At 67.8% G+C, this 11,933-nt stretch carries 15 protein-coding genes; 5 read left to right on the top strand and 10 right to left on the bottom strand.

Annotated features, from left to right (window positions below; genetic code table 11):
• Positions 1 to 6 precede the first annotated feature (6 nt).
• From OHB24_RS02490 to OHB24_RS02455, 8 genes are all read right to left on the bottom strand, one after another.
• On the bottom strand, positions 7 to 456 hold the full coding sequence (locus tag OHB24_RS02490; RefSeq protein WP_327637279.1) for an SRPBCC domain-containing protein: 450 nt from the start codon (positions 454 to 456) through the stop codon (positions 7 to 9).
• Positions 453 to 803, bottom strand: coding sequence for an ArsR/SmtB family transcription factor (locus OHB24_RS02485; RefSeq protein WP_327637278.1), 351 nt, complete (start codon positions 801 to 803; stop codon positions 453 to 455). Before OHB24_RS02485 ends, OHB24_RS02490 begins: the two co-directional genes overlap by 4 nt.
• Before the next feature lie 40 nt (positions 804 to 843).
• Entirely contained in the window at positions 844 to 2,037 is a 1,194-nt protein-coding gene (locus tag OHB24_RS02480; RefSeq protein ID WP_327637277.1) for a glycoside hydrolase family 64 protein, read from the bottom strand.
• 107 nt (positions 2,038 to 2,144) lie between these two features.
• Positions 2,145 to 2,687, bottom strand: coding sequence for a DinB family protein (locus OHB24_RS02475; protein ID WP_327637276.1), 543 nt, complete (start codon positions 2,685 to 2,687; stop codon positions 2,145 to 2,147).
• A 47-nt stretch (positions 2,688 to 2,734) separates the two neighbouring features.
• Positions 2,735 to 3,904 carry a DNA recombination protein RmuC gene (locus tag OHB24_RS02470; RefSeq protein WP_327637275.1) on the bottom strand — a complete coding sequence of 390 codons (1,170 nt, stop codon included), beginning with the start codon at positions 3,902 to 3,904 and terminating at the stop codon, positions 2,735 to 2,737.
• Between the two features lie 47 nt (positions 3,905 to 3,951).
• Positions 3,952 to 4,950, bottom strand: a complete 999-nt coding sequence (locus tag OHB24_RS02465) for a methyltransferase (protein ID WP_327637274.1) — start codon at positions 4,948 to 4,950, stop codon at positions 3,952 to 3,954.
• Positions 4,951 to 4,980: 30 nt separating this feature from the next.
• Entirely contained in the window at positions 4,981 to 5,748 is a 768-nt protein-coding gene (locus tag OHB24_RS02460) for a polysaccharide deacetylase family protein (protein WP_327637273.1), read from the bottom strand.
• A 235-nt stretch (positions 5,749 to 5,983) separates the two neighbouring features.
• Positions 5,984 to 6,850: a DUF817 domain-containing protein gene (locus OHB24_RS02455; protein WP_327637272.1), complete on the bottom strand. Its 867-nt coding sequence runs from the start codon at positions 6,848 to 6,850 to the stop codon at positions 5,984 to 5,986.
• A gap of 67 nt (positions 6,851 to 6,917) precedes the next feature.
• Between OHB24_RS02455 and OHB24_RS02450 the strand changes: the two genes are divergently transcribed.
• From OHB24_RS02450 to OHB24_RS02435, 4 genes are all read left to right on the top strand, one after another.
• On the top strand, positions 6,918 to 7,439 hold the full coding sequence (locus OHB24_RS02450; RefSeq protein WP_327637271.1) for a GNAT family N-acetyltransferase: 522 nt from the start codon (positions 6,918 to 6,920) through the stop codon (positions 7,437 to 7,439).
• Positions 7,440 to 7,482: 43 nt separating this feature from the next.
• Positions 7,483 to 8,559 carry a redox-regulated ATPase YchF gene (gene ychF / locus OHB24_RS02445; RefSeq protein WP_327637270.1) on the top strand — a complete coding sequence of 359 codons (1,077 nt, stop codon included), beginning with the start codon at positions 7,483 to 7,485 and terminating at the stop codon, positions 8,557 to 8,559.
• A 533-nt stretch (positions 8,560 to 9,092) separates the two neighbouring features.
• Positions 9,093 to 9,506, top strand: a complete 414-nt coding sequence (locus OHB24_RS02440; protein WP_327637269.1) for a pyridoxamine 5'-phosphate oxidase family protein — start codon at positions 9,093 to 9,095, stop codon at positions 9,504 to 9,506.
• A gap of 31 nt (positions 9,507 to 9,537) precedes the next feature.
• Entirely contained in the window at positions 9,538 to 9,759 is a 222-nt protein-coding gene (locus tag OHB24_RS02435) for a hypothetical protein (protein ID WP_327637267.1), read from the top strand.
• A 102-nt stretch (positions 9,760 to 9,861) separates the two neighbouring features.
• Here OHB24_RS02435 and OHB24_RS02430 read toward each other — a convergent pair whose 3' ends face one another.
• On the bottom strand, positions 9,862 to 10,128 hold the full coding sequence (locus OHB24_RS02430) for a helix-turn-helix domain-containing protein (protein ID WP_327637266.1): 267 nt from the start codon (positions 10,126 to 10,128) through the stop codon (positions 9,862 to 9,864).
• Positions 10,129 to 10,193: 65 nt separating this feature from the next.
• On the opposite strand from OHB24_RS02430, the gene map reads away from it, so the two are divergent.
• The gene (gene map, locus OHB24_RS02425; RefSeq protein WP_327637265.1) at positions 10,194 to 10,970 is read left to right on the top strand and encodes a type I methionyl aminopeptidase; all 777 of its coding nucleotides are present in this window, start codon (positions 10,194 to 10,196) and stop codon (positions 10,968 to 10,970) included.
• On the opposite strand, the gene OHB24_RS02420 is transcribed toward map, so the two are convergent.
• Entirely contained in the window at positions 10,967 to 11,899 is a 933-nt protein-coding gene (locus OHB24_RS02420) for a helix-turn-helix transcriptional regulator (RefSeq protein WP_327637264.1), read from the bottom strand. The two genes, map and OHB24_RS02420, sit on opposite strands and share 4 nt — an antisense overlap.
• Positions 11,900 to 11,933 lie beyond the last annotated feature (34 nt).

Here is an 11,933-nt window from a genome sequence, read left to right as displayed (position 1 = left end):
TGCTAACTATCGGGCGTGTTCGACGTACTTGCCCAGCACAAAGTCCCAACCCGTGTCGTAGCTGAGACGGGCCCGGCCGCCGTCGCCGCGGCGTTCCCAGCCGGAGTGCACGAGCTGGACCTGTGTGCCGCCGTCGGTCGCGTCGAACGTCACCGTGACCTGCCCGGCTTCTGACGGATCCTGGCCGGGGTGCCAGCTGAAGCTCAGCGTCTTCGGCGGATCCCAGTCCGACAGGGTGCCCCAGGTGGCGATCTCGCCGTCGGCGCCGTACTCGACGATGCGTCCGCCGACGGCGCCCTCCAGTCGTACCGCGTTCGCCGCGGCCGCGCCGACCGAGTGGCTGAACAGCGGCCACCACGCCGACGTCTCCGCGGTGAACGCCTCGAAGGCCCGATCGACCCCGACCGGTACGACGACGGTCTTCACCAACGGCGAGATGTCTTGTTCCACAGTCATTTCCGCTCCTCCTCGGTCCCCCGTGCAGTCCGCTGGACGTGGTCGGCGTACGCCTGCAACGCGTCGCCCCAGAACTGGTCGAGCCAGCTGCGCAGCTCGGCGAGACCCGCCTGATGGACCCGGTAGATGTTCCGGGTCCCGCGCGCCTCGTGCTGCACCAGACCGACCGCGCCGAGCACCTTCAGGTGCTGCGAGATCGCGGGCCGGCTGACGGGCACGCGCTCGGCCAGTACGCCGACCGAGCACGGCCCGCCGGTCCGCAGCGTCTCGAGGATCACCCGGCGCGTCGGGTCGCCCAGCGCGTCCAGCACCGGTCCGGCAGCTTCGAGTGATCCGTAAGTTCCCACGAACGGTAAGTTGCCACTAACCAAGCCAGGAGTCAAGCCGTCAGTTGAACGGATCGAGGATCAAGCCGGCCTGCTGCGGGTTTCCGTCGTGGACGAGCGCCTCGTGGTTGCCGACGTCGTCGAAGGCGAACCCGTACGCGTGGCCGTCGGCCATCTGGGAGTGGATGATCTTCGAGTAGTGGTTGGTGACCGCGTCCTGGTAGAAGTTCGCGTTGTTGGGGTCCGGCTGGTTGGGGTTCGTCAGCAGGGTGGAGCGGTTGTAGCCGGCGCACAGGGTGCGGGAGATCGGGCCGCGGACCTGGTCGTTCGGTGCGTCCAGCAACTTGAAGCAGCCGAACACGCTCGCCGAGTCGGGCTTCTGGAACGACGTGACGACCGCGCCGGAGCTGTTCGTGAAGTTCATGACGCCGCCGGACACGCGACCGAAGTACTTGGTGTTCGGCTGGTCGCCGAACGGCGTGACCGTCAGGGTCTCCGAGCTGTACTTCGACCACACGCGGTTGATGTAGTCGTCCATCGCGCTCGCCGGGATCGCCCCGGTCTCGACGCCGAACAGCGGGGAGAGCGCGCGGAGCACCGAGCCGTCGGGCGCCGTCTGGATCAGGCCGCCCCAGCCGCCGGGCGCGTTGCGGAGGCCGTCGTACACGGCGTTGTAACCGCCGGGCTTGAGGTGGCCGGTGGTCTTCGTGGAACCGTCCCCGGCCTTCACGCTCACGGCGTACGGCGCCGAGACCATGTCGACCTGCGTGCTGTTGATCCACAGGCCGCTGTCGTTGAGCGTGTACTCCGACCAGTGGAACAGGATGTTCCGGTTCGGATCGCTCGGGTTCTGTACGGCGGGTTGCACGAGGCCGCCCGTGGTGAGCTTGAAGACGAGCTTCTGGCCGTAGGAGAAGTACACGCGGCCGGAGAACTTCGGCATCTGGATCGTGACGGACTGCCCGTTGGTGGGTCCGGCGATCGACGCGTCCGGCGCCGGGGTCGGCGGGTTGCCGCCGGCCGGCCAGGCGTGGAACGTCCCCGAGGCGTCCGCCCAGCCCTGCTGCCCGGTGGCCAGGTTCGTGCCCAGGTTGTAGATGTAGACCGCGTCGCCGCGGCCCGAGTTGTTCGTGATCGTCAGCGGAATCGTCGCCGGTACGGCTGCGTCGGCCGACCGGTCCGGGGTCGCCGACAGCACGCCGGCCACAGCCACCGCAGCCGCGACGACACCCAGCACTCTGGTTCTGAAGCGCATTCTTCCTCCTCACGTCGCCCCCCGAGAGAGCGCTCTCATCGTTTCGCGAGAAGGACACCGACTGTCAACACCTCACTACTGTCGGCTTTCCGACAGCGAGGGCGTGTCTACTGCGGCACACCCTCCCCGGTGAGGCCGTCGATGGATTCGCGGATCAGGTCGGCGTGGCCGGTGTGGCGCGCGTACTCCTCGATGAGGTCGACCAGGATGTAGCGCAGGCTGGGGGAGTCGCCGTTGCGGCCTTTGTACTGAGCCAGTTGGTCGACGCTGCCGGTCGCGAGGACCTCGGCGACCGCGGTGCGGGAGCGGTCGACCGCCGCCTGCCACAGGTCCATCAGTTCTTCGGGCGAATCGTCCGCCGCGCTGTGCCACTCGAAGTCAGGGTCGGCGTCCCAATCGACCGCATCCCACGGCGCAGGGAGTTCCTTGCCGAGGAGCCGGCGGGTGAAGTACTCGTCCTCGACCAGCGCCAGATGCTTGAGCAGCCCGCCGAGCGTCACGGTCGACGGCGGGTGCTGCTTGTTCAGGCCGGCCGAGTCCAGGCCGCCGCACTTCCAGGCGAAGGTACGCCGGTTGCGCTCGAGCGCCCCCAGCAACGTGTCGGCCTCGGGTCCGGCGACCGGCGGCTCGGTGACTGGTGGGTTGTCCATGGCAAGGACAGTAGCGGCGGTTCCGGACGATCAGCGTCCGGAACAATTCAGCCCGCCTGTGACGGTGGCCACCGCCTCGTGGTCGGCGACTCGTCCAGTGCGACGAACTCGGGCGCCGTGAGCGGTCGCACGGACGCTTCGATCGACTCCATCGCGGTCAGCTCGGACTCGGTGACATGCAGGTCGCGGAGCTTGCGGGCGGTGATGAAGACCCGGCGCTCGAACGACCCGACCGTCCCGTTGTAGGCCTCGACCGCAGATGTGAGCGAGCGCCCGACGCGGCCGAGGTGGTCGCCCATCGTGCCGAGTCGCTCGTACAGCTCGCGGCCGAGCTCGAAGACCTGCTGCGCGGACTCGGTCAACGCCGACTGGTTCCACGCGTACGCCGCCGCGCGCAACGTCGCGATCAGCGTGGTCGGCGTCGCGAGGATCACCCGGCGTTCAGCGGCGTACTCGAGCAGGGAAGGCTCGATGTCGAGCGCTGCCGACAGGAACGACTCGCCCGGCACGAAGAGGATGACGAACTCGGGCGACGGGGACAGCCGCGTCCAGTACGCCTTCGCGGCCAACTGGTCGACATGGGTCCGCAGGTGCCGCGCGTGCGCCCGCAACCGGTCCTCGCGGAGCTCCTCGTCGTCGGACTCGCTCGCGTCGAGGAACGCGGCCAGCGGCACCTTCGAGTCGACGACGATATTCTTGCCCTCGGCAAGCCTCACCACGAGGTCCGGCCGCAGTATGCCGTCCTCGGCGACGGTCGTCGTCTGCTCGGTGAAGTCGCAGTGGGCAACCATTCCGGCGAGCTCGACGGTGCGGCGCAGATGCAGCTCGCCCCACCGGCCGCGCACCTGCGGCTTGCGCAACGCGGTCGACAACGACGCCGTCTCGCGGCGCAACGCCTCGCCGCTCATCCGTACCTCGTTCACCTGCTGATGCAGCTGGCTCTGCCACGCCGCGCGTCCCTGCTCGAGCTGATTCAGCTGCGCGTGCAGGCGATCCAGCGCTTCCTTGACGACGGCCTGCCCGCCCATCTGCTGCCCGACGCTGGTCCGCTCCTGCGTCAGCTCGACCACCCGGTCCTCGGCGGCGTCCCGCTCGGCCGTGATCCGCGCGAGCGCAGCACCGTCCCGTCCGCGCACCCACAGCACGCCGAACACAGCACCCAGCAACAGCCCCACCACGAGGAAGAGCAGGATCAGCAACACCGTAGTACCGGTCATGTCACAGATAGTGCCGAACCCCACCGACAGTTTCTGAGAACCACGCCCTAGGCGCGAGGTGCCGCCTCGAGGACGAACGCGGGGCCGGCGGTGGGAACTGCGGTCACGAGGTCGAGGTCGGCTGCGGCGAGCAGTGCGCGGTACTCGTCCGTCGTCCGCTCGCGTCCGCCGGTCATCACGAGCATGTTGAGGTCCGAGAACGCCGTACGCACGGGATCCGGCGACTCGTCCAACAGCTGCTCCACCAGCAGGAGACGGCCGTGGGCAGGCATCGACTTCCGGCAGGAACGCAGGATCTCGATCGACTCGGCATCCGCCCAGTCGTGAATCACCGCCTTCAGCAGGTGCGCGTCGCCCTCGGGGACCGAGTCGAAGAAGTTGCCGCCGACCACGAGACAACGGTCCGACAGGCCCGCTGCGGACAGCAGGTCGTGTGCGCCCGCGACCACGTCAGGCTGGTCGAAGAGCACTCCGCGGACCGATGGGTACCGCGACAGGACGCCGGTCAGCAGGCGGCCGCGACCGCCGCCGACGTCGACCAACGTTTCGAACCGGCTGAAGTCGTAGGCGTCGACGACCGCGTCGGCTTGCGTCTCCGACATGGAGGTCATGGCCGCGTCGAAGGCCGCTTGCTCCTCGGGACGCTTCGCGCGGTACTCCCACACCGGCTCGCCATGGACTGCCGGAAACGCCGTCTCACCTGTACGGATGCTGTCCTCCAAACCGGCGTACGCCTGCCAGTGGGAGTCCTTCCCGATGAAGCGGGCCCAGCCGGCGACCGAGCGTGGTACGTCGGTCCGCAGGGCCGCGCCGAGCTCGGTGTTGGTGTACTCGCCGTTGTCGACGGCGTACAGCCCGAGCGCGGCCAGCGCGTGCATGAGGCGCGCCAACGCCCCGGCGTCCGTTCCGGTGGACTCGACGAGCTGGGCGAGACTCTTCGGCCCTTCGGCGAGTACGTCGCTGATGCCGAGCCTGGCGGCGACATGCACCGCTTGAGACACCTGGTACCCACTGGTCAGGCGGTGCAGTTCCCGGGAAGCATCCATGGCTCAGTGTGCGGCCCGGAGCGACCGACGTCAGCAGTTCATCGCGGGGAAGGTGTAGCCCTGGGCCTTCAGGAGCGGGAGGACCTTGTCGAGGGCGGCGACGGTTTGGGCTCGGTTGCCGCCGCCGTCGTGCATCAGGATGATGTTGTGGTTGTGCGCGTGGGTGAGGATGTTGTGCACGATCGCGTTCGTGCCAGGGCGGGCCCAGTCGCGCGGGTCGACGTCCCACAGCACCTGCACCATGCCGGCCGCCTTGATGTCGGCGCGGACCTTCGGGTTCGAGGCGCCGTACGGCGGCCGGAAGCAGGTCGACTCCGGTCCGTCGAAGATCTCGTGGTGCCGCTTCGCCGGTGACACGGCCGTCAGTTGCGGGTGCGTGATCGAGTGGCTGCCGATCGTGTGGCCGGCGGCAAGCACCTGCTCGCGCAGCCCGGGGTGCGCGGTCTGCATCGAGCCGAGCTCGAAGAACGTCGCGTGCGCGCCGTACTTCTTCAGGACCTGCAGAACCTTCGGCGTCCAGTACGGGTCCGGCCCGTCGTCGAAGCTGAAGAACAACACCTTCTTGTTGCCGGAGGCAAATTCCGCGGTCGGGTTCGGGGCCGGCTTGCGCGGTTTCGACGGCGGCGCGTTCAGCGTCGGTGTCTCGGTGGGCGTCGGTGCCGGTGTCGTCGTGCTCTGCGTGGTCGCGGCGGCCGGTCGTGGTTGCCGTTCGTGCCCGAGCGCCAGGACCAGCAGCGAACCGGCGACGACGGCCAGCGCCACCCCGGTCGCGACGAACGCGGCGAACTTTCGGGACATGACTTTCCCCTTGCAGCTAAGGCGGTTCCCCAGTTGCGCCCCAGTGGGCTTGTCTGCCGGTCCCACGCCTACTGCGGGGCACTCGGCACGGCACCTCGCCGCACGGGTGCAAAGGCCACGATGCTCCGCATCGAGACCTTCGCCCCCGCACGGCGATGCACCGCACCGAGCACCTCCTCGCTACGGCGTGGGACCGGCAGACAAGCCCCGGCGCCCTCACATCACTGAAGACGCCTTACCCCTCAGCTTGGTTGGCGTTGCCGTGTTGCGGTGAGATCTCGACTGTTGCGGTCCCGCCACGGTGGTACAGCCGGCCCTCCAAGGACTTCACGCTCGCGACCAGCACGAAACTCATGCTCACCAGCAACGACCACGCGCCGAACTTCGCCGGATGCACGAGCCGCCACACACTCACCTGATCCGGATAGTTCCACGCGTCGAGGAACGTGCCGAAGTTCTCCGCGATCCACAGGAAGAACCCGATCAACGCGAACGACAACGCCAGCGGCATCCGGTACCGCCGTACGCCGACGGTGAAGAAGACCCAGGTACGGCGCAACACGTGGAGCAGACCGAGCGCGATCGGGATCCGCAGGTCGGGGATCCACTGATGGGTGAAGAAGTTCGCGTAGATCAGCACCGCGAAGACCGTGGTCAGGATCGGGCGGTAGTTGCTCACCCGGAGGTCGAACCGGCGCCAGGCCTGACACAGGTAGCTGCCGACCGCGGCGTACATGAATCCCGCGAACAGCGGCACTCCCGCGAACTTCGTCACCGCGTCGCCCGGGTACTGCCAAGAGCCGACCCGGACCTTGAACAGCTCCAGCCCGAGCCCGACCAGGTGGAACCCGAAGATCACCGCGACCTCACGCCAGGTCTCCAGCCGCACCACCCAGAACAGCAGTGTCAGCCCGAGGCAGTAGATCAGCAGAGCGTCGTACCGCGCGATCGGCAGGTGGACGTACTTCGAGATCGCCAGGCCCGCGAACAGGAATCCCGGGAACAGGCACGACACCACCTCCAGCCACCCGAAACGCAGGAACTGCAGGCATCCGAACACGAAGCGTGAGGGGATCCCGATCCGATCGGTCCAAGTGGTCACAGGATGGAGACGTTGCTTGCGATCGCCTGGTTCGCAGAAATAGGAACAGCCTTGGGAGGTGGGGAGCATGGTGGTTTTCGAGACTGACCGGCTCGTGGTGCGTGACTGGGCGGACGCGGACGGCGACCGCGTCTTCGACATCTACCGCCGCTGGGAGGTGTCCCGCTGGCTGGGCGCCGAGCCTCGGGTGATGACCGATCGCGGTGCGGCGACCAAGGCGATCATGCGGTGGAACGAGCGCAGCCGCGAGACGCCGTACGGCGTCTGGGCCGTGGAGGAACGTGCCACCGGGACGATCGCGGGGACCGTACTGCTCGTCCCGCTGCCCGACCCGACGGACGGTACCGAGGGCCGCGGGGAGGTCGAGGTCGGCTGGCATTTCCACCCGGACGCGTGGGGACGGGGCCTGGCGACCGAGTCGGCGCGGGGTGCGATCGAGCACGGGTTCACGTCCGGGATCGGGCAGATCCACGCGGTCGTCCGCCCGGACAATGTCGCGTCACTGGCCGTCTGCAACCGCCTCGGCATGCGCCCGATCGGCCGCACCACCCGCTGGTACGGCGCCGAACTCGAAGCCTTCCTGATCTGACGGATTGGGGTACTTCGGTGTTCGCCGCGTAACCTTGACGCCCGTGGCACTCTCCATCGGAATCGTCGGGCTCCCGAACGCGGGCAAGTCCACCCTGTTCAATGCGCTGACCAAGAACGACGTACTCGCCGCGAACTACCCGTTCGCGACCATCGAGCCGAACGTCGGAGTGGTCGGTGTCCCGGACCCGCGGCTGGGGAAGCTCGCCGAGGTGTTCAGCTCGCAGAAGGTGATTCCGGCCACCGTGCAGTTCGTCGACATCGCCGGGATCGTCCGCGGCGCGTCGGAGGGCGAGGGCCTGGGCAACAAGTTCCTCAGCCACATCCGCGAGTCGGACGCGATCTGCCAGGTCACCCGGGTGTTCCGCGACGACGACGTCACGCACGTCGACGGCAAGGTCTCGCCGGCCGACGACATCTCCACGATCCAGACCGAGCTGATCCTCGCCGACCTGCAGACCGTCGAGAAGGCGATCCCGCGGCTGGAGAAGGAGACCCGCCTCAAGAAGGAGGCCGCGGTCACGCTCGAAGCCGTCCGCGCCGCCCAGAAGCACCTCGAGGCCGGTACGCCGATCATCGCGACCGACGTGGACCGCGACGCGATCCGCGAGCTGATGCTGATGACCGCCAAGCCGTACCTGTACGTCTTCAACTGCGACTCCGACGAACTCGCCGACGAGGACCTCAAGCAGAAGATGCGGGACCTGGTCGCGCCGGCCGAGGCGATCTTCCTGGACGCCAAGTTCGAGGCCGAACTGGTCGAGCTCGACGACGAGGACGAGGCCCGCGAGATGCTCGCCGAGATGGGCATCGACCAGCCCGGTCTCGACGTACTGGCGCGCGTCGGGTTCGACACGCTGGGGCTGCAGACGTACCTGACCGCAGGCCCCAAGGAGTCCCGCGCCTGGACGATCAAGCGCGGCGCCACCGCCCCCGAGGCCGCCGGCGTCATCCACACCGACTTTCAGCGCGGCTTCATCAAGGCCGAGATCGTCTCCTTCGACGACCTCGTCGAAGCCGGCTCGATGAACGCCGCCCGCTCCGCCGGCAAGGTCCGCATGGAAGGCAAGGACTACACCATGCAAGACGGCGACGTAGTCGAGTTCCGCTTCAACGTCTAAACCACACCGCCTCCGGCGGCGACTGCCATCTGGCGCCTCCGGCGCAGTAGGCTGGTTCGCGTTCGCGCACCCCGTCAATCACGGCGGACCGCCAGCCCATCACAGCTGAATCCTTCCACCGGTGTTGCACGCCTTGGACCACGGATGCCGGCCGATTGTGATGGCCTGGGCGTCCGGCAGCGCCGGGGTGTACCGATGGACGGGTAGTGGTTCGTCCAGCGGTGATCCGCGCCGCGTGCCGACGCAGTCGTTGGCCGACAGTTGGGAACTACTACCCGTTGGTCGGTACGCCGGACCTGCGCCACTGACCAACCGGGCTCTGGATATTCGGCCGACGCTCGATTCAGCGCGACGGACGTTCCGGACAGCGGCTTGGTCAGTGCTGGCGGTCCGACGCTCTGTCCTCGTTCGTGGACAGAACCGTATGACGGACCAGGTTGTGGTCTCGGTCGAGATCGATGGAAGGACGATCCGGTTCTGGAGGCAGAATTAATCGCCAGGCGGGAGTCTGACGGCATGGAGGAACGGAACCGATGAGGCGTGAAGAGTTCGTCGCGTTCGTGCGCATGGCGCGGCAGGGTGTTGTCGCGACTGTCGACGGCGGCGGCAACCCGGAAGCCGCGCTGGTCGGCCTCGCCGTCACCGACGAGGGCGACGTGCTGTTCGACTCGCACACCGCGACGCGCAAGGTCGACAACCTCCGTGCCAGCGCACGCGCCGCCCTGGTGGTCGGCTGGGACGACGGTGTGTCCGTTCAGGTCGAAGGATCGGCAGAGATCCTGTCAGGACCCGACCGGGATGCCTTCGGGCAGATCTATCTCGCCCAGTTCCCGGGATCGCGCGCCCTCGCCGACGGTTTCTCGATCATCCGCGTCGTCCCAAACTGGCTCCGGTACTACGACACTCGCCCCAACCCAGCCCTCGTGACAGAAGGAAAGCCCTGGTAGGCCCGGTGGTGTTCGTTCGGAGGTTCCTCGGATGATGGACACGGTGACCAACGACGCCGTGGGCTGGTCGCGCCTACGGACGATCGATATACCGATCCTGCGGAGCTTCGTGGTCCGCCACGAGCAGTCCGGGCAGACGGTGCGCCTGACCACCGAGTCGGTGGACGGCCGGTCACGGCTGGAGGTGACCTTCTTGGAGGTGGTCGACCTCCAGGTGTCCTGGCCCCCTTCGTTCCCGCGCATTTGGATGTGATCTCCGTCAGGGACGTCGCTGCGGACCAGTTGGAGAACATCAGCTACCGCGTGGCGGAGGGAGAGGACTTCTTCGCCGTCGTGGTCCGCGAAGATTGACGGTCTAGGAGACCAGTCTCTTTGGTTCGGGTTGGTTTACTTCGGTCCAGAGGGTGTCGAGGGAGAGGCCTAGGACGTCGGCTATGGCGGCGATGGTGGGGAAGGCTGGGGTGGCTACGCGGCCGGACTCTATTTTGCGGAGGGTTTCGGGGGAGACGCCGGCGTCGAGGGCGGTCTGGAGCATCGAGCGGTCGCCCCGGGCGCGGCGAAGTAGAGTGCCGAGGCGCTCGCCGCGCTCGACCTCCGCGGGGGTGAGCGGGAGCCGGACCATGATCCGATGATAGTACCGGGATAATATGGCCGGTATAGTTATTGGATGCATATGAGAGGCCGCGCATGATCGAGATCCTGGACCCCCGCCAACTGGCCCAAGCCAAGGAATCCGGCGCCCTGGTCGGCGGGATTCTGCAGTCGCTGAAGAGCCGGACCGCGGTCGGCACGAACCTGCTGGACATCGACCAGTGGACGAAGGCCCTGATCGCCGAGGCCGGCGGGCAGTCCTGTTACGTCGACTACGAGGCGTCGTTCGGACGCGGGCCGTTCGGTCATTACATCTGTACGGCGGTCAACGACGCCGTACTGCACGGAAAGCCGTCCGACTACCAGCTCGCCGACGGTGACCTGCTGACGCTCGATCTCGCCGTCTCCCTGGGAGGGATCGCGGCGGACGCTGCGATCAGCTTCGTCGTGGGTGAGTCGAAGGCCCCGGAGGACGTCGCGATGATCAGCGCGACCGAGCGCGCACTGGCCGAGGGGATCGCGGCCGCTGTTCCCGGGGCCAGGATCGGCGACATCTCGCGGGCGATCGGGACCGTGCTCAGCGCGGCCGGGTATCCGATCAACACCGAGTTCGGCGGCCACGGCATCGGTACGACGATGCACCAGGACCCGCACGTCTCGAACACGGGGCGCCCCGGTCGCGGCTACAAGCTCCGCCCAGGCCTGCTGCTCGCCCTGGAACCGTGGGTCATGCAGGACACCGCCGAACTCGTCACCGACGACGACGGCTGGACCCTCCGCAGCATCACCGGCTGCCGCACCGCCCACACCGAACACACCATCGCCATCACCGAGAACGGCCCCGAAATCCTCACCCTGCCGAAAGTGCATTAGTGGGTGTTCGCGATTTCGCGGGCCGCGTCGTGGACCAGGGTGATCAGTTCGGGTGGGGCTATGACTTGGGCGGCGCCGGCTTGGGCGAGGACGGCGGCTTGGGCTTCGTGGGGGTTCTCGAGGTCGGTGTGGATGATCCACCAGTCGTCGTCCGCGGGGAGCATCGGGGTAGTCGGGCGGAAGCGGCGTACGGCGTGGTCGCGGACCTTCAGGACGATCGGGTACGACGGGCGCGAGGCCTGGAACTCGCGCTGGGACTGGGCCCAGTAGGTGGCCAGGTCGAAGTCGGCGGGTCTGGTGAAGGTGTCGGCGGTGAGCTCGGCCGAGGTCAGGCGGGACAGGCGGTAGGTGCGGAGGCGGCCGTCGGTGCGGGCGGCGACCAGGTACCAGGTACGCGCCTTGGCAACCAGCCCGAGCGGCGAGATCGCAAACGGCCCCCGCCGATCGCCGTCGCCGTACGTGACTTCTAGGCGGCGTTCTTCCCACAGGGCTTCGCGGCAGAGGTCCAGCCAGCGTGGGGTTTCGCGGCGGTCGTCCCAGCCGGCGTGGTCGATCAGTAGGCGTTGGCGCGCGTACTCGGCCTCGCGGCGAGTGCCTTCGGGAAGTGATGCGATCAGCTTCGTGACGGCGAGTTCGCTGGACGCGTCGAGCCCGAGGTCGGCGAGTACGTGGGCTGTCGCGCCGACGAACACCGACATGACCTCCGACGGCGTCAGCCCGGTCAGCCGACTGCGGTAGTCAGGCAGCAGCGTCCACCCACCAGCGCGCCCGCGGATCGAGTACACCGGAACGCCGGCAAGGCTCAACGCATCCAGGTCGCGCTGGATCGTGCGCGGCGAGACGGCGAGCGCTGCGGACAGTTGCGCGACCGTCGACTGACCGCGTGTCTGCAGGTGCAGCAGCAGTCGAAGGAGCCGTTCGGCGCGCATCTTCCGACTATCTCAGGAAAACAAGCCAGAAGCT

Source organism: Kribbella sp. NBC_00482 (assembly GCF_036013725.1).
Lineage (GTDB): Bacteria > Actinomycetota > Actinomycetes > Propionibacteriales > Kribbellaceae > Kribbella.
This window is presented reverse-complemented; position numbering and strand designations above follow the sequence as displayed.

Excerpts from the sequence above, each read along its gene's own strand:
- OHB24_RS02490 (WP_327637279.1), bottom strand. The coding sequence starts at position 456 with ATGACTGTGGAACAAGACATCTCGCCGTTGGTGAAGACCGTCGTCGTA.
- OHB24_RS02480 (WP_327637277.1), bottom strand. The coding sequence starts at position 2,037 with ATGCGCTTCAGAACCAGAGTGCTGGGTGTCGTCGCGGCTGCGGTGGCT.
- OHB24_RS02475 (WP_327637276.1), bottom strand. The coding sequence starts at position 2,687 with ATGGACAACCCACCAGTCACCGAGCCGCCGGTCGCCGGACCCGAGGCC.
- OHB24_RS02470 (WP_327637275.1), bottom strand. The coding sequence starts at position 3,904 with ATGACCGGTACTACGGTGTTGCTGATCCTGCTCTTCCTCGTGGTGGGG.
- OHB24_RS02465 (WP_327637274.1), bottom strand. The coding sequence starts at position 4,950 with ATGGATGCTTCCCGGGAACTGCACCGCCTGACCAGTGGGTACCAGGTG.
- OHB24_RS02460 (WP_327637273.1), bottom strand. The coding sequence starts at position 5,748 with ATGTCCCGAAAGTTCGCCGCGTTCGTCGCGACCGGGGTGGCGCTGGCC.
- OHB24_RS02450 (WP_327637271.1), top strand. The coding sequence starts at position 6,918 with ATGGTGGTTTTCGAGACTGACCGGCTCGTGGTGCGTGACTGGGCGGAC.
- OHB24_RS02440 (WP_327637269.1), top strand. The coding sequence starts at position 9,093 with ATGAGGCGTGAAGAGTTCGTCGCGTTCGTGCGCATGGCGCGGCAGGGT.
- OHB24_RS02435 (WP_327637267.1), top strand. The coding sequence starts at position 9,538 with ATGATGGACACGGTGACCAACGACGCCGTGGGCTGGTCGCGCCTACGG.
- OHB24_RS02430 (WP_327637266.1), bottom strand. The coding sequence starts at position 10,128 with ATGGTCCGGCTCCCGCTCACCCCCGCGGAGGTCGAGCGCGGCGAGCGC.
- map (WP_327637265.1), top strand. The coding sequence starts at position 10,194 with ATGATCGAGATCCTGGACCCCCGCCAACTGGCCCAAGCCAAGGAATCC.
- OHB24_RS02420 (WP_327637264.1), bottom strand. The coding sequence starts at position 11,899 with ATGCGCGCCGAACGGCTCCTTCGACTGCTGCTGCACCTGCAGACACGC.